This window comes from Candidatus Accumulibacter sp. ACC005, from assembly GCF_907163215.1.
GTDB lineage: Bacteria > Pseudomonadota > Gammaproteobacteria > Burkholderiales > Rhodocyclaceae > Accumulibacter > Accumulibacter regalis.
Map to the genome: position 1 here is coordinate 317,473 of NZ_CAJQUB010000006.1, position 22,183 is coordinate 339,655.

At 65.2% G+C, this 22,183-nt stretch carries 19 protein-coding genes; 4 read left to right on the forward strand and 15 right to left on the reverse strand.

All coding sequences use genetic code 11. From position 1 onward, the window contains the following. Nucleotides 1–74 precede the first annotated feature (74 nt). The 14 genes from QZ613_RS08555 to QZ613_RS08620 form a co-directional block, all read right to left on the reverse strand. Nucleotides 75–1,526 (reverse strand): patatin-like phospholipase family protein, encoded by a 1,452-nt coding sequence (locus QZ613_RS08555; protein WP_043567252.1) that lies wholly within the window; start codon nt 1,524–1,526, stop codon nt 75–77. Nucleotides 1,527–1,627: 101 nt separating this feature from the next. Beyond that, nucleotides 1,628–2,467: a transporter gene (locus QZ613_RS08560; protein WP_291864218.1), complete on the reverse strand. Its 840-nt coding sequence runs from the start codon at nt 2,465–2,467 to the stop codon at nt 1,628–1,630. Nucleotides 2,468–2,640: 173 nt separating this feature from the next. After that, on the reverse strand, nt 2,641–5,403 hold the full coding sequence (locus QZ613_RS08565; RefSeq protein WP_043567249.1) for a mechanosensitive ion channel domain-containing protein: 2,763 nt from the start codon (nt 5,401–5,403) through the stop codon (nt 2,641–2,643). After that, nucleotides 5,400–5,987 carry a PqiC family protein gene (locus QZ613_RS08570; RefSeq protein ID WP_043567248.1) on the reverse strand — a complete coding sequence of 196 codons (588 nt, stop codon included), beginning with the start codon at nt 5,985–5,987 and terminating at the stop codon, nt 5,400–5,402. The genes QZ613_RS08565 and QZ613_RS08570 overlap by 4 nt, the downstream gene beginning before the upstream one ends. An 18-nt stretch (nt 5,988–6,005) precedes the next feature. Beyond that, nucleotides 6,006–7,667 carry an MlaD family protein gene (locus QZ613_RS08575; RefSeq protein WP_043567247.1) on the reverse strand — a complete coding sequence of 554 codons (1,662 nt, stop codon included), beginning with the start codon at nt 7,665–7,667 and terminating at the stop codon, nt 6,006–6,008. Continuing rightward, a complete protein-coding gene (locus tag QZ613_RS08580) occupies nt 7,660–8,313 on the reverse strand; it encodes a paraquat-inducible protein A (protein WP_043567245.1) in 654 nt (217 codons plus the stop codon). Before QZ613_RS08580 ends, QZ613_RS08575 begins: the two co-directional genes overlap by 8 nt. After that, nucleotides 8,310–9,005, reverse strand: coding sequence for a paraquat-inducible protein A (locus QZ613_RS08585; protein WP_291864205.1), 696 nt, complete (start codon nt 9,003–9,005; stop codon nt 8,310–8,312). The genes QZ613_RS08580 and QZ613_RS08585 overlap by 4 nt, the downstream gene beginning before the upstream one ends. A gap of 67 nt (nt 9,006–9,072) precedes the next feature. Beyond that, nucleotides 9,073–10,404 carry an outer membrane protein transport protein gene (locus tag QZ613_RS08590; protein WP_291864202.1) on the reverse strand — a complete coding sequence of 444 codons (1,332 nt, stop codon included), beginning with the start codon at nt 10,402–10,404 and terminating at the stop codon, nt 9,073–9,075. Between the two features lie 99 nt (nt 10,405–10,503). Beyond that, nucleotides 10,504–11,013 carry a hypothetical protein gene (locus tag QZ613_RS08595; protein WP_291864231.1) on the reverse strand — a complete coding sequence of 170 codons (510 nt, stop codon included), beginning with the start codon at nt 11,011–11,013 and terminating at the stop codon, nt 10,504–10,506. Nucleotides 11,014–11,141: 128 nt separating this feature from the next. Then, a complete protein-coding gene (locus QZ613_RS08600) occupies nt 11,142–11,546 on the reverse strand; it encodes an SHOCT domain-containing protein (RefSeq protein WP_291864199.1) in 405 nt (134 codons plus the stop codon). 28 nt (nt 11,547–11,574) lie between these two features. Further along, complete coding sequence (locus QZ613_RS08605) at nt 11,575–12,201, reverse strand: DUF1579 family protein (RefSeq protein WP_291864196.1); 627 nt, start codon at nt 12,199–12,201, stop codon at nt 11,575–11,577. A gap of 81 nt (nt 12,202–12,282) precedes the next feature. Beyond that, on the reverse strand, nt 12,283–12,693 hold the full coding sequence (locus tag QZ613_RS08610; RefSeq protein ID WP_291903876.1) for a hypothetical protein: 411 nt from the start codon (nt 12,691–12,693) through the stop codon (nt 12,283–12,285). A 90-nt stretch (nt 12,694–12,783) separates the two neighbouring features. Then, the gene (locus tag QZ613_RS08615) at nt 12,784–14,424 is read right to left on the reverse strand and encodes a hypothetical protein (protein WP_291903875.1); all 1,641 of its coding nucleotides are present in this window, start codon (nt 14,422–14,424) and stop codon (nt 12,784–12,786) included. 109 nt (nt 14,425–14,533) lie between these two features. Next, a complete protein-coding gene (locus QZ613_RS08620) occupies nt 14,534–17,365 on the reverse strand; it encodes a DUF1254 domain-containing protein (RefSeq protein WP_291864187.1) in 2,832 nt (943 codons plus the stop codon). Between the two features lie 173 nt (nt 17,366–17,538). On the opposite strand from QZ613_RS08620, the gene QZ613_RS08625 reads away from it, so the two are divergent. From QZ613_RS08625 to QZ613_RS08635, 3 genes are read left to right on the forward strand one after another with little or no spacing between them, the layout of a single operon-like run. Beyond that, nucleotides 17,539–18,609: an AraC family transcriptional regulator gene (locus QZ613_RS08625; RefSeq protein ID WP_291903869.1), complete on the forward strand. Its 1,071-nt coding sequence runs from the start codon at nt 17,539–17,541 to the stop codon at nt 18,607–18,609. Between the two features lie 59 nt (nt 18,610–18,668). Further along, nucleotides 18,669–19,478, forward strand: coding sequence for a DUF2092 domain-containing protein (locus QZ613_RS08630; protein ID WP_043565645.1), 810 nt, complete (start codon nt 18,669–18,671; stop codon nt 19,476–19,478). Continuing rightward, nucleotides 19,475–19,687 (forward strand): hypothetical protein, encoded by a 213-nt coding sequence (locus tag QZ613_RS08635; RefSeq protein ID WP_043565644.1) that lies wholly within the window; start codon nt 19,475–19,477, stop codon nt 19,685–19,687. The genes QZ613_RS08630 and QZ613_RS08635 overlap by 4 nt, the downstream gene beginning before the upstream one ends. A 50-nt stretch (nt 19,688–19,737) precedes the next feature. Here the strand turns inward: QZ613_RS08635 and QZ613_RS08640 are convergent, their stop codons facing one another. Beyond that, the gene (locus QZ613_RS08640) at nt 19,738–20,244 is read right to left on the reverse strand and encodes a hypothetical protein (RefSeq protein ID WP_291982032.1); all 507 of its coding nucleotides are present in this window, start codon (nt 20,242–20,244) and stop codon (nt 19,738–19,740) included. A 238-nt stretch (nt 20,245–20,482) separates the two neighbouring features. On the opposite strand from QZ613_RS08640, the gene QZ613_RS08645 reads away from it, so the two are divergent. After that, nucleotides 20,483–22,183 carry a methyl-accepting chemotaxis protein gene (locus tag QZ613_RS08645; RefSeq protein WP_043565642.1) on the forward strand — a complete coding sequence of 567 codons (1,701 nt, stop codon included), beginning with the start codon at nt 20,483–20,485 and terminating at the stop codon, nt 22,181–22,183.

Sequence of the window (22,183 nt, forward strand, 5' to 3'; positions counted from 1 at the left end):
GAATAACTCACTCGGGGCAGCAGCGGCCAGCCGCCGCACGGCTTGTGTGGCCCGCGCCTCCGTACTCTGGCGACTCAGTGCGCAGCGCCGCCTGCGCCTCCTTGCTTCGCCGCTACGCCGCCACCCATTTCGCGCACTACCGACTGGTACTCGGGCGACTGACGCATCAGCTCCCCGGCAACGTCGCGCAGGCGGTCGATATCCTCTGCCGGGAGATAGAAGCTGGTCGGCAGATTCATGAAGTAGCGCTTGTCGTCGGGGTCACGGATCGCCGCGAAGCTGACGTCGATCACTTCCAGGGTCAGCTCCGGCAGACTCGCCTCGGCCTCGGCTTCGCTCGCCCCGGCGAGGCGCGCGCGGGCGACGTGCAGCTGACGCTGCCAGCCCATGATCGCGGCACGATCCTTCATCGTCTCGATCGTTTCGAACGAGTAATGATCGATGGGCACGCTGGTGGACTGCAGGAGTTGGACGGCCATCCCCGGCGCTTCCTCGCTGCGATCCCAGTGCGTGGTCGGCGAGGACTGGGAATTGACGACGAGCAGAACGATCCGGCGGATGCGGCCGAAACCAATCTCGCCGCGGAAAGCGGCGCTCGCCGCCTGCTCCTCGAGAAATTCCAGGACCCCGCGTACGCCGATGTTGTCGGCAACGCCGCCATCGACCAGGTGAATGAAGGGACGATCCTTGCTGTTCTGGAAACTCTCCATTTCCCGATAGCGCTGCACCGCGCGTGCCGACGGGCGAGCCCGGGTCTCGGGATTGGCGACATCGCGCACCCAGAGGGGGTACTCGAAGCCACAGGTACCGCCATAGTTGTTGAAGGTCACAGGCGAGAGCACCACCGGCACGGCCGACGAAGTGGCCGCCGCACGCGACAGCCGTACCTTGCTCAGATCGGAGCACAGCAGATCGAAATCATTCTGGAAGAAGGCCAGGCGCGAGCCACTCGAAAGGTCGGTGCCGGTGGCCAGGGCGACCGGCCCCTGCTTGTCGAGAAGATCGCCAAAGGTGGCGCCTTCGAAGAGAATTTCGTCGTAGTACTCGGCCGCCAGTTCCGAGCGCCCGGCGCTGCCGCCGACAAACTTCCACCAGTTGACGGGATTCAGCCCACGCGCGATCAGCGCCCCCTGCACGTCGCGCTTGAGGAAGCGCTCTTCGTACTCGGAGAACAGCCGGTCGCCATACAGGGCATACGAGAGTGCCGTGAAGCTGCCCCCCGAAACGCCGGTGATGACATCCACTTCGTCGATCAGGCGACGGCGCTGACCGTCGACCGTCACCTCGGTACGACGCAGTTCCTCGAGCACACCGTAGGAGAACGCCGCCGCACGTGTACCGCCGCCGGAAAACGAGAGCACGAACAAGGTCGATAGCTGATTGTTCTGGCGCTTCGGAATCAGCAGCTGGGGTCGATAGCCGGCCTGCGGATCGACGCGGGTAATCGGCTCGTTGATCGGCCGGTTGGCACAGCCGACGAGCAGCGCCGCGGCGAGAAGGAAAACGAAGATATGATCGCTACGCATTGCTCACCCCTTGAGTTCAGCGGCCGATGGCAGCCAGCGCGCGCGCGGCGAAAAAACACCGCGCCTGGGCACGACGAAGGTCAGGTCCAGCGCCCCGCGCGTCACAGTCCGGCGCCCCAGCGATACTGCCAGGCAATCCCCAGAAGGTCGAAGTTGTTGCCGGTGCGCGCCGAAACGCCGCTGCTGCCGTAGAGCTTGATCGAGTGGTGAATCGTCATCGGGAAAGCGAGTGTCGCACCAAAGCGCCAGTTCTGCTGCAGGTCGCTGCCCTGCGTGCCGTCAAGCGTCGTCCGGCCACCGGTAAAATAATTGGCGTCGAGCGAGCCCCAGATGCCGGCAGCGAAGCTGTAGATGACGTGCCCTTCCAGCGAATAGAGCGGATCCTGCGATCGTCTGTTGCCGTTGAAGAAATCCTTATTGTCGGTGAACAGGGTGGCTGCCGCCGTGCCCTCCAGCGTCCACCTCCCGAGCGCTTGCGAAATCCCCACTTCGGGCTTGAACGACCAGCGGTTGGCGCCGAGGTTGACCGCCTTGCGGTCATCGTACTGACCCAGCGGAGCCGACACGCGCAGGCTCGCGCCGACGATCAGGTCCTGCTCGTAGGCGGCAAATTCGCGCAGCGAGAGCGCCGGCGCGCCGTGAAGGTTGACCGACAACTTGAACACCGGGTCGGCGAAACCGGAGACGTCGCGACGGATCGCTTCCCCTGCGTAATCGGCACTCCCGCTCAGCTCGCTGTAGGGGACGATGATCGTGAGCTTGGCCGACTGGCCGAGAAAATCGAGTACCCGCCCATAGGCGAGAAGCGTACTTGACGTCGTCAGCTGCGGATTGGTCAGCGGCACCGAGCTGTCGAAAGCCAGGCCCCCGCGCGTCTCGCCGTAGCCGGCGACGAGAAAGTTCAGGCCTACCGGCGCGTTGGAATACGAGCGCGGTTCCATTTCCTGCGCGCGCGCGCGGGAAACGCCGACCAACAGCCCGCTGGCGACGAGGATCGAGGAGATTGCTCGGCCGAGTCGAGGGCGGTATCGTCGCCGGGATGGCGACGGTCCGCGCACGCGCATCGGTCGCCATGGCCAGCAAGGTATCTGCGCCGACGGCACGAGCAGCACCGCTACGCACTCGGCGACGCGGAGGGCATCGCCTGCGCCGGAGCCGTTGGCAAGCCGTCGCCCTGACCCTGGACGCTTTCCTGCAGGCCGACGAGCGCGGGCGCCGAGCGTACATGCAGATCGCGTTGCGGGAAGGGAATCTCGACGCCCTGCTCACGGAGCACGGCTTCCATGGCCACGTTCAATTCGTGCTGCACGCGCAGCCGCTTGTCGAACGAGCCGACGAAAGCGCGAATTTCGAAGTCCAGCGAGCTGTCGCCAAAGCCCATGAAGAAGACCGACGGCGACGGATCGGCAAGCACGTCGGCGTTGGCCCTCACCGCCTCCAGGAGCACCCGCTGGACGAGCGCAATGTCGCTCCCGTAGGCGACGCCGACCTTGAGCAACAGCCGCGTGGTCTGGTTGGAGAGCGTCCAGTTGACGACACTCCCGGTAATGAACGCCTTGTTCGGGATGATCACTTCCTTGCCGTCGAAGTCGACGACGGCAGTGGCGCGGGCACGGATGCGCGCGACGGTCCCGGTGACCTCGCCAACGGTCACGATGTCACCGATGCGGATCGGGCGTTCGGCAAGGACGATCAAGCCGGAGACAAAATTGGCAACGATCTCCTGCAGGCCGAAGCCAAGGCCGACCCCCATGGCCGCAATCAGCCAGTGAACGTCGGCCCAGCCGATGCCGACGATGCTTAAGGCGCTGACCATGCCGACGGCAGCGAGCACGTAGCGGGTGATGATCTTGATGGCGTAGGTGGCGTCGGCCTGCACCTCGAAGCGCTGCAGCAGCACGATGTCGAGCAGCGCACCGACATTGCGCACGGCGACCACGGTGACCACGCCGACCACGATGGCCATGAACAGATTGCCGACGGTCAGCGGCAGCGTCGTCGCCGTGCCGTCCACCGTGGCATGGTAGGTCCACAGGACATAGTCGCCGATCACCGACAGCGCCGGCAGGCCGCCCTTCCACACCTCCCAGATGCCGCCGAGCAGCAACAGGGTGATGAACAGATCGAGCAGCGAGCGTGTTTGCTCGCTGATCGCCGCGATGTCGAGCCGTGCGGGTGCCGGCTCGGCGACCTCGCTGCCGTCCTCGCCGGTCTCCGCGGCCGCCTCCCGGGCCTGGCGCAATGCCTCCCGTGCCTGATGACGGCGCAGGCGGCGGCGCTCGACCTGGACCCACAAGGCGATCAGTCCATAGAGGGCCACCGCACCCAGGATCAGGAACAGCGACATCAGCGTGTGACCAAAGAAATAGCCAGCGGCGACAAAGTAGCCCGCCGCGCTGAGGCCTGCAATTGCCAACGGTACCGCGACGGCAGCAGAAAACCACAGCGCGTACAGGCGAACCGCCCAACTGCGCGGCGCGCGCGCGTACAGGCGCTGAATCAGGGGACTCCGACGGCGCAGCAGTCGCACGAGGAAAGCGGCGAATACGAGCATCGCAAAGCTGAAGCTCATCCGGCCGATGCTTTCACGGTTGGCGAACGGCGCGTGGTCCAGTCCGTTCAGCGTCACCACCAGCAACAACGGTACGAAGAGCAGCGAAAAGCGGCGTAGCGCGTGCCTGGTGAAGCCGAGCAAGGACTCGTCCCAGCCGAAGTGGCCGCCGGCGACGCCACGCCGGTCGAGCAACCAGGCCAGGGCAGAGAGCGCCAGAAGCAGCTTGCCGGTTGCCGCCAGGGCAGCGCCGAGCGCCAATGCGAACGGCTCCGCGTCGAGTGACGCCGCCAGCAGCGTCGCCGCCGTCCACATCAGCAGCGGACCGGGAAGGGCCAGCGCAAGAGTGATCGCCAGCGCGGTCACCGTGTAGCCGATCCAGTAGCGATCGGAATTCGCATCCGCCGGCGCGAGCACGACCAACTGCGCCTGCAGGCGGGCGCGGGCAAACAACAGAGTGACCGCCAGCAGCAGCGCCAGCACGGGCCAGAACGGCCGCGACGCCAGCTCCTCGGCAAGCGAGACAGCAGCGGCGCGCCAGTTGGCGAGCGACGTCATCCAGGCCCACGAACGCGAGAATTCGCCGACGGTCTGCAGGCTTGGCCGTGCGGGCACCCAGAACAACAGCCGGGTCAGTTCCGCACGCACCGCCTGGGTTCGCTGCGCCAGCTCGAGAGCAGCAGCGTCGCTCGCCTGCAGCGCTTGCAACAACTGCCCCTGCTGCTCGTCAAGACCGGTGAGCAGGGTCCGCTGCTCACCGAGTAGCGGCCGCGCCGCCGCCTCGAACTGAGGCCACAGGGCATCGGGGAGCGGCGGCTTCGACGCCGCAAAGCGCATCACGGTGGCCGTTTCCATGTCCGCGAGTTCGTCCAGCGCACGCTCGGCACGCAGAGTGGCGTCGCTCGCCGCCTCCAGCCGGTCGAGGCGTTGGCGACGGTCGTTTTCGAAACCCTCGCTGCTGGGCAGGCGGCTCAGTTGCTCGATAACCGCCTGCGCAAACAGCTGGCCCAAGGCGTTCACCTGCGCGTGCCGCTCGATGCGTTGCATGCGTTGGTCGAGTTCGCTCCGACGACTGCGCAGCTGTCTGAGGTCACTGCGCGCCTGCTCGAGTGCAGCCGTCCCGGCGGCAATCTCACGAACCAGGCGAGCGTTCTCCGCGACGATGGCGCGCGTCAGATCGGGCTGCGGGGCGACTTCTGCCCGCACCGGCAGGGCGAGCAGCAAGGCGAGGAAGAAGCGGAACGACACGGCAAATGCCAGGCGCTTGATGCTCTCCCCGAAGCGGCGCTCAGACGCGCCGCGTCGAGCCAGGCAAGGCTCGGTCATGGGGATTCTAGAGCTGAGGCTATATCCCTGCTGACCTGCGCCAACGCTCGGCTGTGTGCCGCAACCAGGGCCTCGACGTCCTTGCCCGCAGTCGCCTCGCGAACCAGCGAGCGGCCGTTCTCCGGAGCACCTCCGGCGACGCGGCGGACCGACCACAGCGCTTCGATGAGCACGCCGTCGCCGAGGGTGGAGACGAATTGCTGGATATCGATGCGCACCTGGTAGTCGGGGGTCGAGCGCGTACCCTGCGCGTACGGCCAGACGCGCGCCGCAGGCAACGCCTGCGCCAGGTTCTTGGCGATCACGCGCGCAATATCTTCGCCGAGTGGCGCCGCCCAGCGGTTGAATTCGTCGAACTGGACCTGGTTGGCACTGGTGCTGACGACGATCTGCGGACGATCGACCAACGCCGGCACCGAGACCGGGCCGACGGCCACCGCAATTCCGGAACGGCTCGCGGCGGCCTCCTCGAGCGGCGCGACCGAGCCGCTCAAGGCGTAGAAGCGGGCGGGCGGTGACGCGCAGGCGCCAAGCATGGCGGCAAGCAGAACGCCAGCCGGTAACAGAGTTTTCAGATCAGGCATCAGCTTTGCTCCTCGATCTCAGTTCTTGCCACGAACCAACGCTTCGGGATGGCGTTCGAGATAATCGGTCAGCACGCGCAGCGAGCGCGCCGCGCGGGCCACTTCACGCAGCGCTTCGCGCAGGTCCTGCTGACCCGGCGCGTCCGGGCCAAGAAGGGTGGCATCGGTATCCCGGATCATCTGGTCGGCGGAAACGGTCGCCCGGCGGAAGTCCTCGAGCGCCTTCTTCAACTCTGGCGTGACATCGGCGTCGATGCGTCTGACCGCCCGATCGGTGTCCTTGAGCAGGCGCTTGAGCGCCACCATCGACTGCCTGAGTTCGTCGCCGATCGCTTCCAGCGGCATGGCGTCGATCTTGGCCATGATGCTGGTGACTCTCTGCTCAAGGTGCGGCAGGGTGCTCGGCGCCACCGGCAGTTCGACCGGATCGCCGCGCCAGTTGACCTTCACCCTGGCCGCTTTCGGAAAGTACTCGAAAGCCACGTAGAGCTGTCCGGTAAGCAGGCTGCCACTGCGCAGCTGGGCGCGCAGGCCGCGCTCCTCGATCATCCGCCGAATCAGCTCCTGTCGCCTGCTCCCGTCCGTGGCAACCGCCTCGTTGGCGACCTTCTGCGCTGCGCTCAGACTGGCGATGAGACGCTCGGGATAGGCCACCACTTCGACGCGACCGCGAAGTTCCAGCGTCTTCGGATCGAGGTCGAGACCGACGTCGGTCACCGAGCCCCCTTCGAGGCCAAGAAGGGTGACCGGCGCGCCGACCGACAGACCGCGCAGCGATTCCTTGAAATAGAGGACGTAACGCGTGGCGACCGATTCCGCCTGCGCCATCGCGGCGAGCTGATCGCCGTAGAGCGTGAACTCGGTATGGGCCGCGGCCGGTTCGGCCTGGGGTGCAAAATGCGGCGTTTCGAAGGCCACACCGCCCGCGATCAGTGCCGCCATCGACTGCGTCCGCACGTCCACTCCGCCGGCACCGATCGAGACGTCCAGACCGCTCGCGTTCCAGAAGCGCGTCCCCGGGCTGACGTATTTGTCGTAGGGCGCATTCACGAAGACCTTGATCTCGACGGCGTTGCCGTCGTCCGACAGGTTGTAGCCGACGACCTGCCCGGCCTGTAAACGACGATAGTAGACCGGCGAACCGATTCCCAGCGAGCCAAGGTGCGGCGCCTTGAGGACGAACGGGCGCCCGAGTTGATCCCGGGTAATGATCGGCGCCACGGCAAGTCCGGTAAAGCTGCGCTCGGAGCTACCCGACTTGCCGGCTTCGAAAGCGATATAGTTTCCCGAGAGCAGGGTGCCAAGGCCGGACACACCGCTCAAGCTTACGCGCGGCTCGACGACCCAGAACTTGGCGTCCTCGACCATCAGGCCAGCCGCGCTCTTGGCGATTTTTGCGGTGACCATGACCCGCGAGTAGTCGTCGGCGAGTTGCACCGCGGTCACCTGGCCGATGTTCACGTCCTTGTACTTGATGAAGGTCTTGCCGGCTTCGATACCTACCGCAGTCTTGAAGACGATGCTGATCGTCGGCCCTTCGCTGAGGTACTGCTGGATGGCGATGCCCACGGCGACGACCGCCGCCAGAATGGGGATGATCCACACCACGGAGATTCTTGTCCGTTTCTTGCGTACGACGCTGGCCTGCGGCAACGCATCGTGGTCGTTGCGGTCAGTCATCTTCATTCTCCAGATTAGCGGCCGAATCCCAGATCAATCGGGGATCAAAGGTCTCGGCCGCGATCATCGTCAGCACCACCACCACCGCGAAAAACAGCACCGCCGGTCCCGGCTGCACGGCCATCAGTGGTTGCAGTTGCACCAGCGCGACGATGAAGGTGACGACGAAGACATCGAGCATCGACCAGCGGCCGATCAGCTCGACCATTCGGTAAAGGCGCGCACGCTGGTGGCACGCACCGGGCATGCCACGCTGCACGCTGAGCAGCAGGTAGATCAGCGCGATCAACTTGCCGAGCGGCACCATCACGCTGGCCACCAGGACGATCAGGGCCAGCGGCCACGACCCCGAGGCAAAAAGGTATACCACCCCACCCATGATGGTATCGGCATGCGATGAGGCGAAGGTCGTGGTGGCCATCATCGGCAGCATGTTGGCCGGTATATAGCAGACCGCCGCGGCGATAACCAGCGCCCAGGTGCGTTGCAGCGAACGACGGCGGCGAAACTCGAGTTCCCCGCCGCAACGCGGACAGTGCCCGGGATCTTCGGGGTGTGCTGGCCGCGCGAGAAGTTTGCACGTCTCGCAGGAGATCAGGCCGCACTGCGCAGCGGTGATTGCCCGCACTGGCTTGAGCGCGCTCATCGCCCGCTGGCGAGAAAATCCGCCTCCTCGACAGCACGCGCCGAGGCCGTGGCCTTGTTCTCGCAGGGCACCAGCTTCCAGATCTCGCGAGCGTCGAAGCTGACCATGATTGCCGGCAGGAGGACCGCCAGAACACCCATCGCGTAGAGCGCAATGCCGGCGTCAACGCTGGCCAGCTGGGCAACCTTGATCAGCGCCACCAGAATCCCCAGCGACATGACGTCGTACATCGACCACGGCTGCATGTGCAGACACCAGCGCAGCACTTCCCCGCCCCAGTGCGGAACCGGCGCCCGCTTCGCCAGCAGCAGCACGGTGAGCATCAGGACAATGAAAAACCCCGGCGCGATGACGGCGCAGAACATGACAATGGCCGCGGTGATCGTCTCGCCCTCCTGCCACAGCTGCCAGGCACCGCCGATGATCGTCGTGCTCGCGTGCCGGCCGACCGCCGACAGCCCGAGCAGCGAAGTGGTGATGGCGACGACGAAGACGATCGCCGCGGTGATCGTCAACGCCAGGGGAATCTGCAGCGGATCGGAAGGCCGCGCGGCGAGCGAGTGCCCACAGCGCGCGCAATGCGCCTCACCGCGAATCGGGAGTGGCGGAATGCGCTGCAGCAGGTCACATTCCTGGCAGGCCATCAGCGGCTGCGAGGAAGCGCCCGGCGCAGCGCCAAGCGGATCAGTCATCGGCCCGAACGGCGCGGGCGCGAGAAATTTGCGGCGCGTTCAGCGCCGTCCCGTGTCCCGGCATCCGCTAGAACTTCCAGTTGTAGTAGGCGGCAACGTAGATCACGCCGGTATTTTCGTAGGAGCCGACGACATCGCCGCGCCCGCCAACCCCCGCTGGCACCGTGCTGTGCAACTTGGTGTCGAGCGTGCCACCGTAGAGGTACTCTCCGGCGATTCCCCAGGAGGCAGACTTGCTCAGCTGCTGCTCGCCGCCGACACCGAAACGCCAGGCCGAGTTGACCGGCAGCAGTGGCGAGACGTCGCCGGATTGCATCGCGGAGTCGTAGGCGACGCCGAAGTTGAGCAGCCAGGGTTCGCTGATGCGGTGCTGGGCGCCCAGCGCGACGTGCCAGGTGTCCTTGAACTTCAGGTTCTGCGTCACGCTGACGGGATTGGCGGTGTCTTCGATACCCAACTGCACCTGTCCGAATTTCGACCACTGCTGCCAGCCAACGCTGCCCAGCAAGGCCCAGCGATCATTCACCTGCGTGAAGATACTGGCCATCGCCTGCTGCGGGACATTGATCCCGACCTTGATGTCCGCGTCGAGCGTGCCACGGTTGCGCAGCACGGTGTTCAGCACGGGAGCGAGATTCGAGAACTTGGCCGAGGACTTGAAGTCCAGATCGATCTGCGAATTCCAGGTCAGCCCCAGGCGCGTGCCCGGGTCGATCTCGTAGAGCAGGCCCAGATTGAGTCCCCAGCCCCAGGTATTGTCGTCGATCTTCAGTCGACCGTCGCCGAAGCCCGGCGCGACGTTGTTGATCGCCACCTGCGTGCTGTAAATCCCGTACATGGCATTGACGCTCGCACCGAGCGAGAGCTGGTTGTTCACCTTATAGGCGATCGACGGCAACAAGGAGATTCCGAGCAGCGTCGTGTCCTGCACGTAGTAGCGCCCGACCCAGTCGTTGTCGTAGCTCAGGGGAGCACCAAAATTGCCGGTCGCCGCGAAACCGAGCTTGAGATCGGGCGAGACACTGTAGCTCAGGAAGCCGCCACCGCCCGGGAACCAGCCGTTCGAACCGACCGCATAGCCACCATTGTCGCTGCCCAGCCCACGGAAATCGGTCCCCGATCCAGCCGAGAACTTGGTGTTGCCCCAGAGCAGCTGCCCCGCCGCCAGGAATTGCGTCCCCTCCAGCCGCGTCATGCCGGCTGGATTGGTGAGCACCGTTGAAGCGTCCTGCGCACGCGCGCCATAACCCGCCGAAGCGAGGCCGACGTCGGCGGTTCCCACCTCGTAGGCGAGCAGTCCACCGGCGCTCGCCTGCCCGGCTGCCAGGGCGCCAGCGCAGACCGCCACCTTCGCCGCGGTACGGCAGCATTCAGCCATCGAAACTTGCCACTTCGTCATCTCACCATCCCTCGTTGAATAGTCGTCAATGTCGCCGGGACGCCAGCTGGTGCCGATTGCTGGTCACTCCCAGGCGGCATGCCCGGGCTCGCCAGGCGCCTACCGCCAGCCGACTCCACGACGCCCGACACCGACGCCGTGGAAGCCGACGCCCACACCGCCGCCGGGACCGATCCAGTCGATGAACAGGGAAGTCGGGCCACCTGCAGTCGGCATCTTTCCTTCGATCAGCTTGTAACTGTACACCAGGTCCTTGCCTTCGACGACCGGCTTGCTGATCTCGATCACGGTCAGCGTGTTGGCCGCCTGCCCCGGTTCGTAGACGGACAGCGTGGCGTTCGGCGGATCCTTGCTGAAATTGTTCGGCCCGGCGGCTGCAGTCCACTCTTCGAGATACGCCGGCAGGGTGATGTGCCCGGCGACGCGCACCGGGCGATCCGAGAAGTAGATCGTCTGTGGCGAGACGTTGACCAGGCGCAGCGTCTTGCCATCCGCTTTCAGGCTGTCGGCGCTTTGCACGAACATCAACTGAACCTTGTCCTCCGCCGCACTCGCCGGATTGAGCAATGCGCCAAGCGGGAGCGCAGCGGCCAAGGCCGCGGCGGCCATGAATTTTCGTCTTGCTTTCATCTTCTTTCCTTTCGTGCGCAGTGAATGAGGTGGAACCTGCCGTCACCCGCGCCTGCAGGCGCGATCGACGAGCTGCCGCGTCAGCGCAGCGGCCACAGCCACCGGCCTTACTGCGTCAGCTGGTTGAGAATTTTCTTCTTCGCCGCCTCGTAGTCGCTGGCGCTGATCAGGCCCTGGTCGTAAAGCGACTGCAGTTCCTTGAGCCGTTGCTGCGGCGTCTTGGTCTGGCTCGCGTTCGCCGCGGCCTGATCGGCGGCCGCCGCCGCCTGCTGCGCCGATGCCGCGGACGCATTGGCGGCCGCCTGCGCCGACGCCGCGGCCGCTGCCTCCTGCGAAGCAGCCGCGCTTTCGCTGGCCACCGCAGCCGTGGTCGCCGCGCCGGCAACGATCACCGTCCGCCTGGCAGCGCGCCGCCAGACGCCAAAGATCGCCCAGGCCGGTTGCGTACAAACCAGCAGCGCCAGACCGCCCAGCAGGCTGCGCCGTGAAATACCCTTGCCCGTTTGCTTCATTTCTTCTCTCCTTTTCCCGTCGGCCCGACTACTTGCTGCGCGTGTAACGCAATTCCATCATCTTGAACATCTTCTTGCCCAGGCCATGGCCCCAGAGCTCCGTGACGTGGCCACCGTCGTCGTTCATCTTCACGCGCAACTCGACGGGCGTCGGCTTACCGGTCAGAGCATCGGGGACCGAGCCCTTCATCGTCGCCGACTTGCCGCTCGCGTCGAAGCCGCCCTTGTACCAGGTCATGCCGGTGCTGCCGCTGTCCATCCACGTGGACTGGTACTGCTTGCCGACGTTGTCGAAACCGATATAGCCGATGCCGTTGAACGGCTGGCCCTGCAGGTCGCCAGCAAGCATCATCTGCACGTAGCGCTCACCGAGGACCCAGGCGCCGACACTGGTTGCCGACGATTCGATCGGCGGCTGCGACGGGTCGACCCAGGTGCGGATGGCGACGTTGAAAGTCCCAATCATCGCCGCGAGCCGTTTCTGACCCTCGCCCGGGGTCATGGCGCTGTCGAGCGCCCTGGCCTGCGCCGAATCCTTCGTCGATTCCTTCGTCGATGCGCTCGCCGCCGCCGTGCCGGCGTCCTTGGCAAATACCGGGTTGGTCAGACAGACGATGGCCGCCAGCAGCCCCCCGACGCGATAGGACATTTTCATTTTTCAAGCCTCCTTTTCGAACAATAATCGGCACCACGAAATCACTTGCCGCACATTTTGGCAGAAGTGGACAACACCGTCTCAGCGATAAGGCCGCGCGCGCCGATTCCCGGCGGCACCAGGGTGGTTGACGCCCGGGTCCCGCCCGACGTTGCCGGCAGCTCCTGGCTGATTGACGCCGGGGTCCCGCCCGGCATTGCCGACGGCCCCGGGCTGGTTGACTCCCGGATCCCGTCCGACGTTACCCACTGCCCCGGGCTGATTGACGCCCGGGTCCCGCCCGACGTTGCCGGCCGCTCCTGGCTGATTGACTCCGGGATCGTGCCCGACGTTGCCGGCTGCACCGGGCTGATTGAATCCGCGATCACGCGCGCTCAGCGTCGCCGGCACGGCGACGATCAGGGCGCCGATGAGCAGCGCCGGCAGCCACGTTGTTCTGCCGCCGAGCGGCGGTTCGCCGGCCTCTTCCTGCACTGTCATTGATGTTTTCATCGTTTTCTCCAAAAGAAATGCAACGGCTCCAGCGCACCTCGAGGCAGGCCTTGTCGCGGCCGACGAGCGCGCCGCACACCCGCCAAACGGCTACTTGCCACCCGGCGACCCGGCCTTCGGCGCCACCTGTAGCACGTAGAAGCCCTTGCCGACCGCCGTCGGGAAGTATACGCGCCCACCGAAGCCCGGCGGCGTCAGCGAGTTGATCGTCAGCGGCTCGAAAAAGTCCGACTCGGCGATGATCTTGCCGGTGGCAGCGTCACGCCAGGTCAGCTGTTCCTTGTAGTTGGCCGTGAACAGCGCGGCCTTCAGCGGCTCCTTTTCGACGTTGCGCTTCATGTTCGTCAGCACCAGCACACGCTCGTCGGGTGGCCCGAAAAGCGGCTGAAAGGTGGTGGTCGTGTCGTCGAGCACGAATACCACTTTCAGTTCACCGCTGACCGGGTCGAGCTTGATGCCGGCGACCTTGCCAACGCCCATGTCGGCCGAATAGATCATGTTGTTCTCGGGGTCGGCGCCGCACTTCGGCGGCGCGAAGCTCCACTCGCCCTTCTTCAGCTCGCCGAAGGGGAAGATGATCTGCTTCCTGCTGGCGTCCTTCAGGTTGGCGACGACGATACTCGATGCCACCTTCTCGCTGCCGGCGCCATTCAACTGGAAGGCGATCCAGTCGCCGACCAGACTGGGGGCGGTGGCGGTTGTCTGGCCTTCCTGCATGGGATAGATGACCCAGGAATCGTCGGCCGAGAGCTTTTTCGTCTCCGCATCCCAGAAGTAACGCCGCGCGCTCTTGTCCATGCCAATGTAGATCGCGATCCGGCCTTCGTACATGCTCACGATGTGCGGCGACGACGCCGGTTCGGGAAGTTGGATGTCATCCAGCACCTCGAGTGTATCGGGGTTGACCGCCACCAGCTGCGAGTTCGGCTGCTTCATGCCTTCCCCGGCCGCGCACTTGATGATCGCCATCGTGCCCTGCAGTGTGCAGCCCTTGGGCCGTGTCTGGTCCTTCATGATCAGCGTGCCATCGGGCGCGATTGTCATGTGCTTGAAGTTGGTGTCCATGGCTGGCGCGTCGCCACTGGGCAGGGTGTTATGCTTGAGAATCGCGCCGGTATCGGCGTCGAGCAGCACGATCTGGTTCGACCAGGAAAAGGCGATCTTGCCGTTGGCCAGGATGTTCAGGTTGGCGTTGCCGATCCAGCGGCCCGACGCGTTCAGGTTGTCCAGATAGGTGCGCCAAAGCTGCTTGCCGGTCGTGGCGTCGGCCTTGGCGACGAAGGGCCCGGCCATGTTCGGGTCTTCGAGCGTCGGGTATTCGCCGCCAACGATATACAGTTCGCCTGGCTTGCGGTTGTTGATGTATGAGATGCCCGGGTAGTCGTCAGCGCTGCGCCAGGCGTAGACCGTGTTCGCGCCGTCGCGCGCGCCGAGGAAGCTGGCGCAGGGGAAGAGGCCGCTGCGTTGGGCATCGGAGATTTCCGCGCCGTTGAGCGACGAATAGTAGCCCGGCGTCGGGATCTTCTGCTGGCATTCCATTTCCTTCGCGTACAGGCCGATATCCCCCGGCAGCGGTCCGTTGGCGGCAATCTGGTTCGGCGTCAGGCCGATCTTGGCGACCCGCTGGTCGATCTTCGGCTCGATTACCGACCAGCCCAGGCGGTAGGCGGCGTAGCCCAGCGCCACCACGACGATCAAGCCGATCAGCTTCAGCAATGTCGATGCCTTCAAGATGTTCTCTCCTCTGGTTGGTCGCGATGCGGATGGCACACATCGAACGGCAGCGCAGCACGTGCTGCCACAGCTTGCGGCCGTGTCCGCGGCATGGCGAGACAGACGCTCAGCGCTTCGGCCCGCGGGCCTCAAACTCGGCCTTCGTCATGTATTCGCCGCGCGGGTAGTACGCGCCCATCACCTGCTCCTCCATGCCGGGCTTGGTGATGTTGTCGGGGCGCTCCGTCCAGCTCGGGTTGGTCGCCATGATGCGCAGCATCAGCATGCCGAAGTCGCGCCGGTTCTTCGCCCCGTCGACGCCTTCGCCACGCGGGCTCCACTCGATCCAGGCCACGCCGTTCTCCGCCGTCGCGTTGGCCGGCCGGTCTTCCTTGCGGCTGTAGACGATGGTGTAGTTGCGTTCGCCGTCCAGCGGCACCTGCATGTCGGTCAGGCCATCGACGATCTGCCCCGAGGGCATCGCCTCGCAGCTGACCAGCGACCAGTACTGCGTCTGCGCCTCGGGCATCACCTCGAGGCCCTTGCCGCCGGCGCCGGCGTAGGTGTTGGGGAAGGTCGGCATCTTGCCACGCATGACGTACACCGGGCCGAACCTGCGCGACAACTGCACGAACATGTACTCGGTGGCCGGGTCGCCGCCACCATCGATCGGTCCGGCGAAGGGGATCTTCGCGCGCTCCTCGGGCGTCTTGAACGAACCGAGGATCGAGTAGCGGATGTTCCAGTATTTCTCCCACACCGGCAGCCTGCGCGCAGGCGCGGTGGCCGGGTCGAGCGCCGGGTCGTTGCCCTTGGCGTGCACCAGCTGCTCCCATTGCTCGTCACTTAGCGGCTGTTTGGTCGCGCCGGGGAAGGGACGGCCGAAGCGCTTGACGGTCTCCTCCGCCGACAGCGTCGTGCCGTCGGCCAGCATGCCGGTATAGGTGGGCATGTGGAAGCCGCCGCTGGGTGTGTCGGCCGGGCCCCAGCCGGTGCCGTCGCTGCCCTGGTCGGAAAGATAGATGCGGTTGACGAACTGCAGCTCGCGGCCGCCGGTCCCGGCATAGAGCACGTTGCGCTCGCGCTGTTGCGGATCCTTCGGCGCCTCCCTGGCGACGACGCGCAGCGTGAAGTTGCGCGGTTCGGCGAGGCGCTGGGCACCAACGAGGAAAGGGTTGCTCGAAGCCGCGTCAGGTTCGATCTCGCGCGCATCGACGGCCTCGCCGATGGAGACGAAGCTGCCGCCCTCATCACGGTACAGCGCGAACTGGAAGTAGCGCGCATGCGGGTAACGGTACTTGAAGCTGACGCTGGCGCCGTCGGGGATGGCCATCCGGCCGATGAAATAGGTCGACTGCCAGTCGGGCCACAGGTTGGGGTTCTGGATCGGGCGCGGGTATTCGAGATGGTTCCAGTAGCCCCAGCCGCGTGGACCCTGGAACAGCGGGTCGTTGCCGTAGCGCGTGTCGGTGCGCACGATGTTCTCGACCGACTTGTCGCCGAAGCGCCGCACGCCCAGCGCGTTGAGGTTTTGCACCGGCACCAGGGCCGGCGGCTTCCAGCGGCCCTCACCCAGCGGATACACCGACGGCGCCTCGGTCGTCGGCCAGTACAGGCGCATGACGATGAACATCGGTCCGGCGGGCGCGGGCAGCCAGTTCGCTTCCTTGTCCTTGCCCGGCGAATCCTTCTGAACATACACCGTGATCGAGCCGTCGGCATTCTTCTTGAGCGCCGGCAACATCGGCGAGTTGATCAGGTAGCGCTTGATCGGGTTGGCGATCAGCAGTTGCGTGCGCCCGTCGTACATGGTGATCGACCAGAAGGCGTTCACCGGTGGCAGTTGCCCGGGCGCGAAGGTCATCTGGTAGGTGTGCCGTGAGCCGTCGGCGACGATGCCGTTGGCGTCGTGCCGGGTGAACGGGTAGACCGCCTCGGCCTCGCTGTTGCCGTAGATACCGAGCTTGGCGGCGGCTGCGCGCAACGCCCAATTGCCGTTATAGAAGTCGCGGCTGCCGGCAGCGGCACCGATATGCCAGCCGTTGACGTCCTTGCCGATGCTCTCTGCAGTCTGCCCGATCTTGTGCAGCGCGGCCTTGATCGCCGCGCCCGTTGCCTCCTTGAGCGCCGCTGTCATGGGTTCAGCCGAAGGCTTGACTCCAGCGCCAATTCCGACCTTGGCAAAGCGCTCGCGCATCGGCTTCTCCACCTCGGCTGAGCCGCTAGGCGGGCAGAACTGGAGCAGGAAGTTCAGGTAGGTGACAAACTCGGTCGTGAAGGCGTCGGGCTTGACGGCCGGCCACTGGATGGCCGGCGCCGCCGGCGGCTTGGCGCCGCCGGTGAAGGCGGACAGCGACTTGACCTGGTAGCCGGCCTGGACCTTCTTGACGTTCGGCATGTCCGCCGCGTTGAACAGCTGGGTGCGGTAGATGGCCAGGCTGAACTGTGTCTCGCTGCGGAAGGTCCTGGCCACCGTGGCAGGCGCCGTGCCCTTCCAGTCGGGCCCGGCGACCAGGTAGCAGCCAGCGTCATTGCCGGTGGCGCGGCTGCCGATATACGCATAGTTGTCGGTGTACAGGTCTACCAGCTGCACATCGTAGTAGCGTGCCGGCTCGACCTTCGGCATGCATAGCACCATCGGCTCGGCGCGCAGATCGAGCATGACCATCGAGTAGGGCGTGTCGCTGTTCGGCGTGCTGATCGCCGTGTCCTTGGGCGTGTAGACCCGCGCTTCGTTGTGCAGGGTGTTCACCGGCGCCTTGAACTGGCCCGAGTCGCGGTCGATGAAGTAGTCGTACTGCACCTTGTAGCCGACGATCATCGGCAAGCCGTAGAGGTAGGCTTCCTCGACGACCGCTTTGACCTCGGCGAGCTCACTGGCCTCCTGCGCCGCCAGACTTGCGCTTCCCATGCAACTGAGCGTGGCCATCACCACCAGCCCGGAGATGAACTTGCGCATGTGCAGCTCCTTTCAATAAGAACGAGGCAACCGAAGAACGCGGGCAGGACAGGCGGCGATCGCCAAGCCGACGAAAGGGGGCGATTGTCGACGCTTCCGTACCGACTTGCTTGATAATTTGCGACAGCTTCGCGTGTTGCCTGCGAACACTCACCACCAGGGATGGCCAGGAAATGGAACAATTCAAGAAAGCCTACGGCGATGTTCCCGAAGGTTTCATGCGCGTCGGCCCGCTGACGCAGATTGCGCAGGCGATCGAGCACCATGCCGTCGACGCCGACGCCTTGTTCGCCAGCGTCGGCGTGGCGAGGGATCTGTTTACCGACCCCAACAACATCATCTCGCCGCACAGCGCGGGCGAACTGCTCGAACGCTGCGCCGCGCTGACCGGCTGCCCGCATTTCGCCCTGCTTCTCGGCCGCGCGCAAGGGGCATCGTCACTCGGCATGGTCGGCGAGTTGCTGCCGCACTGCGCGGATGTCGGCACGGCACTGGCCCACCTGCAGAATCTGCTGCACCTGCACGACCGTGCGGGGATCGCCACACGAACGATCGATGGCGATACCGCCACCCTTGGCTACACCCTGTTCGCCGGACCGATCGCCGGTGTCGACCAGATCTACGACGGCACACTGGTCATCGCCCAGAACATCATGCGCCTGCTCTGCGGAGCGCAGTGGAGGGCGCGCGCGGTACTGCTCTCACGCCGCCGCCCGGAGAACCTGCGGCCGTATCAGCAGGTTTTTCAGTGCCCGATCGAATTCGACGCCGAGAGCTCGTCGCTGGTCTTTGCCGCCAGCAATCTCAGCCTGCCGGTCGCCGGTGCCGACCCCGGGCGCTTCAAGGTACTGCAGGAGCAGCTGGCAAGCATCCACGACCGGAACGACCTTGACTTCGTCGCGCAGACCCGTCGCGTGGTGCAGGCGATGGTCGTCCTGCGCCGCTGTTCGCTCGCTCGCGTCGCCGCCGAGCTGTCGATGAACCCGCGCCGACTCAACCGCCTGCTCGAACGCGAGGGAAGCACCTACCGGGAATTGCTCGACGAAGCGCGCTGCAGTCTCGCCTTGCGCCTGATCTGCCATACCGATCTGCCCCTTGGACACATCGCGGCGGTACTCGACTATTCGGGCGCCAGTGCCTTCACCCATGCCTTCAAGCGCTGGATGCGCGTCTCGCCACTGGCGTGGCGCCTGAGCAACGGGCAAGCAATCACTGCCGCCGCAATGCCGCTCGATTCACGCTAGACTAAGCCACCCGTTACACTTCCGGACGCGGGATCAGTTATTCAGAAAGGTAGCCGCCAATGAATCAAGATGTACGAAAACCGTTCAGTTTCTCCGTGCGCAGCTTTTCCGTTCTTGCCCTTTCCGTGGCGCTCGGAATTGGGCTATCGACCAGCGCGCGCGCCGACGAAGCGGATGCCAAGCGCCTGCTCAAGGCGATGTCCGATTACCTGGCCGGGCAACAGGCGCTGTCGTTCAGCTACGACGCCACCCTCGAGGTGGTCACCCCGGAAGACCAGATTCTCGGGCTCGCGAGTTCGGGCAAGGTCGTCGTCAAGCGGCCCGACAAGATTCACGCGACGCGCGCCGGCGGCTTCGCCGATGTCGCCATGTCGTTCGACGGAAAAACGCTGACCATTCTCGGCAAGAACCTGAACGCCTATACGCAGGTCGAGATACCGGGGTCGATCGATCATCTGATTGACGTGATGCGGGAAAAATACGACCGCCCCCTCCCCGCGGCAGACCTCCTGCTGACGAATTCGTACGCGATGCTGATGGAGGGTGTCGAAGACATCAAGGATCTCGGCAGTGGCGTGATCGGCGGCGTCGAATGTGATTCGCTGGCTTTTCGCAGCAAGGACGTCGATTGGCAGATCTGGATCGCGCAGGGCGAAAAGCCGTATCCCTGCCGTTATGTGATCACATCCAAGAGCATGCCGAATGGCCCGGCTTACAGTATCCAGTTCAGCAACTGGAAGGACGGGAAGGCGGTCAAGGCCAGTGGTTTCGAGTTCAGGAATACGAGCAAGGCGAGCAAGGTCGAGCTTGAGGATCTCAAAGGCACGGCTGACCTGCCCGAACACTTCACCAAAGGAGCAAGCAAATGAGCAGGCTGAGACCAGTTGCAATTTTCGTGATCGCCACGGCCATCGTTGTTCTCGGATCTGAAGTGGGCGAACAGCTCGCGATTCCGGGGATTCACAGCGTCGTCCCGAGCGCCGAAGCCGTCGTCGGCCGGCCGCTCACCCCGGTAAGCTACGCCGGTGTCGCACGTCGCACCGTGCGCCGTTGCGCGGCAGGGGTCTATCGCTGCTAGTCTGTACTCGCTGCGCGAAGGGTGCAGAAAGTGCGCCCTTCGGCGCAGTTTCAGCTGCCGCCTGTTGGCGCCGAGGGCTCGCTCGGCGAAGGCCGGTCAGCGCTGTGGACGATGCCGAAGTCGCGAAGTCCGGCGATGAAGGCGTCGGCAGCGCTGCCGTGGCCTTTGGCGTGCGCCACGTCGAGTAACTCCGACGCCAGGCCGGAAAGCTCTTCGCGACTTCGCGCCGAATCGATACTGGCCGCAAAGTAATCCGCGTCCGGACCGAGAGTGGCGAGCATGCTGTTCAGCATGAACTGCTTTGCCGCGCGCAACGCATCGGCCGATGCGCCGCCGCCAGCCGGCGCAGCCACTTCGATGAAACCACAGGCGAGCAGGCCGGAAATGCCCGCGGCAGCCTGGGCGGGCGACGAGAAGCGGCGCACCAGCGCCGCCGCGGTGGCCTTTCCGTCGATGGTAATCAGGAGCGCTCGCAAGCGCGCCGGCAGCTTGTGTCGGCGCCACTTGATCTCGTCGAGCCCCCTGGCCGTCTTGGTGTAAACGACGTCCGGATCCATCGCCACTCCTCTGCTCACAGGCGACGAATATAACACCATTCATTCTGCCCGGCGCCGGCCGCCGGGGCACCGCCAGGCGAGGCCGCAGACGGGCGTGAAGCGCTGCTGACCGTCATGCTTTCGACACAACCGCTGCCTACAATCTGCCCGTCGCGTGCGCCAAAGGCGTCGTCGCGGACGACGCGCTCACCGGCTGACCGGGGCCGCTACGGGTCCGTACCCAGCAAAGGAGACAGACGTGGACAAGTGGTTCAGCAAACTGCGCATCGGTGAAAAGATCGGCCTCGCCTTTGCCCTCGTCGGCCTGCTCTTTATCGGCGTCGTCTGGCACTACCATCAGACCTTGGCTACGGTGCTCGGCGACTACCGCCAACTACAGGTTTTCGAAGTGCGAAAATCCCTGGCGCTGGAAATCGAGATCGAGCTGGCCGCCGTGCGTGACGCCGAGAAAGGCTTCCTTATCGAGCATCAGGAAGTCTTTGCCGAAGAAACCGACCAGCGCTTGCAGGCGCTGAACGACAAGGTGGCGGCGCTGGCCGCGGTCGACCAGGATTCCCGGCAGACTGCCACGGCGCTGCAAAGCCTGCTCACCACCTATCAGGAACGTTTCCACGCCGTCGCCAACGCCTGGCGGGTCATGGGACTGGACGAGAACTCCGGCCTGCAGGGAGCCTTCCGCGACAAGGTGCATCGCCTCCACGAACTTGCCGCCAACTACAACGTGGACCGACTGTATACCCTGCTCCTGCAGATTCGCCGCAGCGAGAAGGATCTGGCCTTGCGCCAGGACGCTGCCTACCGCGAACGGGTGCGCACGCTGATCGCCGAGTTCCGCGAGCAGGTGGAGACGTCCGGCCTCAACGACGCGATCCGCGCGAAACTGCTGGCCGAACTGACGGCCTACGCAACGAGCTTCGAGCCCTACGCCGACAGCGCCCTCAAGGCCGGCAACGTCGCCGGCGGCAAGGGGCCGTTCCGTGACGCCGCACACCGCATCGAGGCGATGCTGAACGCCTATCATGTGCCCAAGCTGGAAGCCAGCGTCCTGCAACTCAGGCGACGCGAAAAGGACTTCCTGCTACGCGGCGATGAAACATACCCGCCAATGGTCGTCGAAATCGCCGACGCGATACGCGCGCAGATTGCCCGCTCGCTGATCGCCGATGCCGACAAGGCGCTGCTCACCGGACTGCTGCAGGACTATCAGCGGGACTTCCTGGCGCTGGTCGCCCAGAGTGGCAGCATCGGCACGCTGAGCCGCGAGATGAGCGCCGCCGCCGGCCTTGTCGCGCCGCTGGTGAAACGGAACGTGGACCAGGCCAATCAGACGATGGCCCGCCGCGTCGCCGAAATCACTGCATCGTCGCAAGCCAGTGCGCGGCTCAGCCTGATCGTCGTCGCCTGCGCCGTCGCTCTCGGTGTGCTCTTCGCCGTCCTGATCACCCTGCGTATCGTGCGTCGCGTTCGGCTGATGGCCGGACTGCTCGACGACCTGGCCTACGGCAGCCCCACCCGCCGCGTTCCGACGGTCAGCAACGGCCGCGACGAAATCAACGCCATGGGCGAATCGCTGAACGCGCTGGTCGACCACCGGGCGACGTTCATGGGATGGTGGAAGGAGGCGATGGCCGAGGTGAACGCGCGGCGCGAACTCGCTGCCGCAAACAGCGACGAGGAAAAAGACCAGGCGATGCACGACCTGCGCAGCGCGGGAATCGCCAAACTGCACCTGCTCAACGCCATCCGCGGCCGCCTGCTACAGCACGGCGAGCGCGTTCTCGACATCGCGCAGCGCATCCAGAGCGCTCCCGGCAAAGTCAGCGAGCAGGACGGCAAGGCGCTTGAGCACGCGGCCAAGGGCATGGCCACCCTGTTCGAGGTGCTGAACAACGACAGCGAAGCGCCCGCCAGCCTGCAACGAGGGCACGCGCAGCGCTGA

Coding starts and splice junctions, on each gene's coding strand:
- QZ613_RS08585 (WP_291864205.1), bottom strand. CDS start 9,005: ATGACTGATCCGCTTGGCGCTGCGCCGGGCGCTTCCTCGCAGCCGCTG.
- QZ613_RS08580 (WP_043567245.1), bottom strand. CDS start 8,313: ATGAGCGCGCTCAAGCCAGTGCGGGCAATCACCGCTGCGCAGTGCGGC.
- QZ613_RS08555 (WP_043567252.1), bottom strand. CDS start 1,526: ATGCGTAGCGATCATATCTTCGTTTTCCTTCTCGCCGCGGCGCTGCTC.
- QZ613_RS08625 (WP_291903869.1), top strand. CDS start 17,539: ATGGAACAATTCAAGAAAGCCTACGGCGATGTTCCCGAAGGTTTCATG.
- QZ613_RS08565 (WP_043567249.1), bottom strand. CDS start 5,403: ATGACCGAGCCTTGCCTGGCTCGACGCGGCGCGTCTGAGCGCCGCTTC.
- QZ613_RS08620 (WP_291864187.1), bottom strand. CDS start 17,365: ATGCGCAAGTTCATCTCCGGGCTGGTGGTGATGGCCACGCTCAGTTGC.
- QZ613_RS08635 (WP_043565644.1), top strand. CDS start 19,475: ATGAGCAGGCTGAGACCAGTTGCAATTTTCGTGATCGCCACGGCCATC.
- QZ613_RS08575 (WP_043567247.1), bottom strand. CDS start 7,667: ATGACTGACCGCAACGACCACGATGCGTTGCCGCAGGCCAGCGTCGTA.
- QZ613_RS08570 (WP_043567248.1), bottom strand. CDS start 5,987: ATGCCTGATCTGAAAACTCTGTTACCGGCTGGCGTTCTGCTTGCCGCC.
- QZ613_RS08610 (WP_291903876.1), bottom strand. CDS start 12,693: ATGAAAACATCAATGACAGTGCAGGAAGAGGCCGGCGAACCGCCGCTC.
- QZ613_RS08600 (WP_291864199.1), bottom strand. CDS start 11,546: ATGAAGCAAACGGGCAAGGGTATTTCACGGCGCAGCCTGCTGGGCGGT.
- QZ613_RS08595 (WP_291864231.1), bottom strand. CDS start 11,013: ATGGCCGCCGCGGCCTTGGCCGCTGCGCTCCCGCTTGGCGCATTGCTC.
- QZ613_RS08605 (WP_291864196.1), bottom strand. CDS start 12,201: ATGAAAATGTCCTATCGCGTCGGGGGGCTGCTGGCGGCCATCGTCTGT.
- QZ613_RS08560 (WP_291864218.1), bottom strand. CDS start 2,467: ATGGAACCGCGCTCGTATTCCAACGCGCCGGTAGGCCTGAACTTTCTC.
- QZ613_RS08640 (WP_291982032.1), bottom strand. CDS start 20,244: ATGGATCCGGACGTCGTTTACACCAAGACGGCCAGGGGGCTCGACGAG.
- QZ613_RS08590 (WP_291864202.1), bottom strand. CDS start 10,404: ATGACGAAGTGGCAAGTTTCGATGGCTGAATGCTGCCGTACCGCGGCG.
- QZ613_RS08630 (WP_043565645.1), top strand. CDS start 18,669: ATGAATCAAGATGTACGAAAACCGTTCAGTTTCTCCGTGCGCAGCTTT.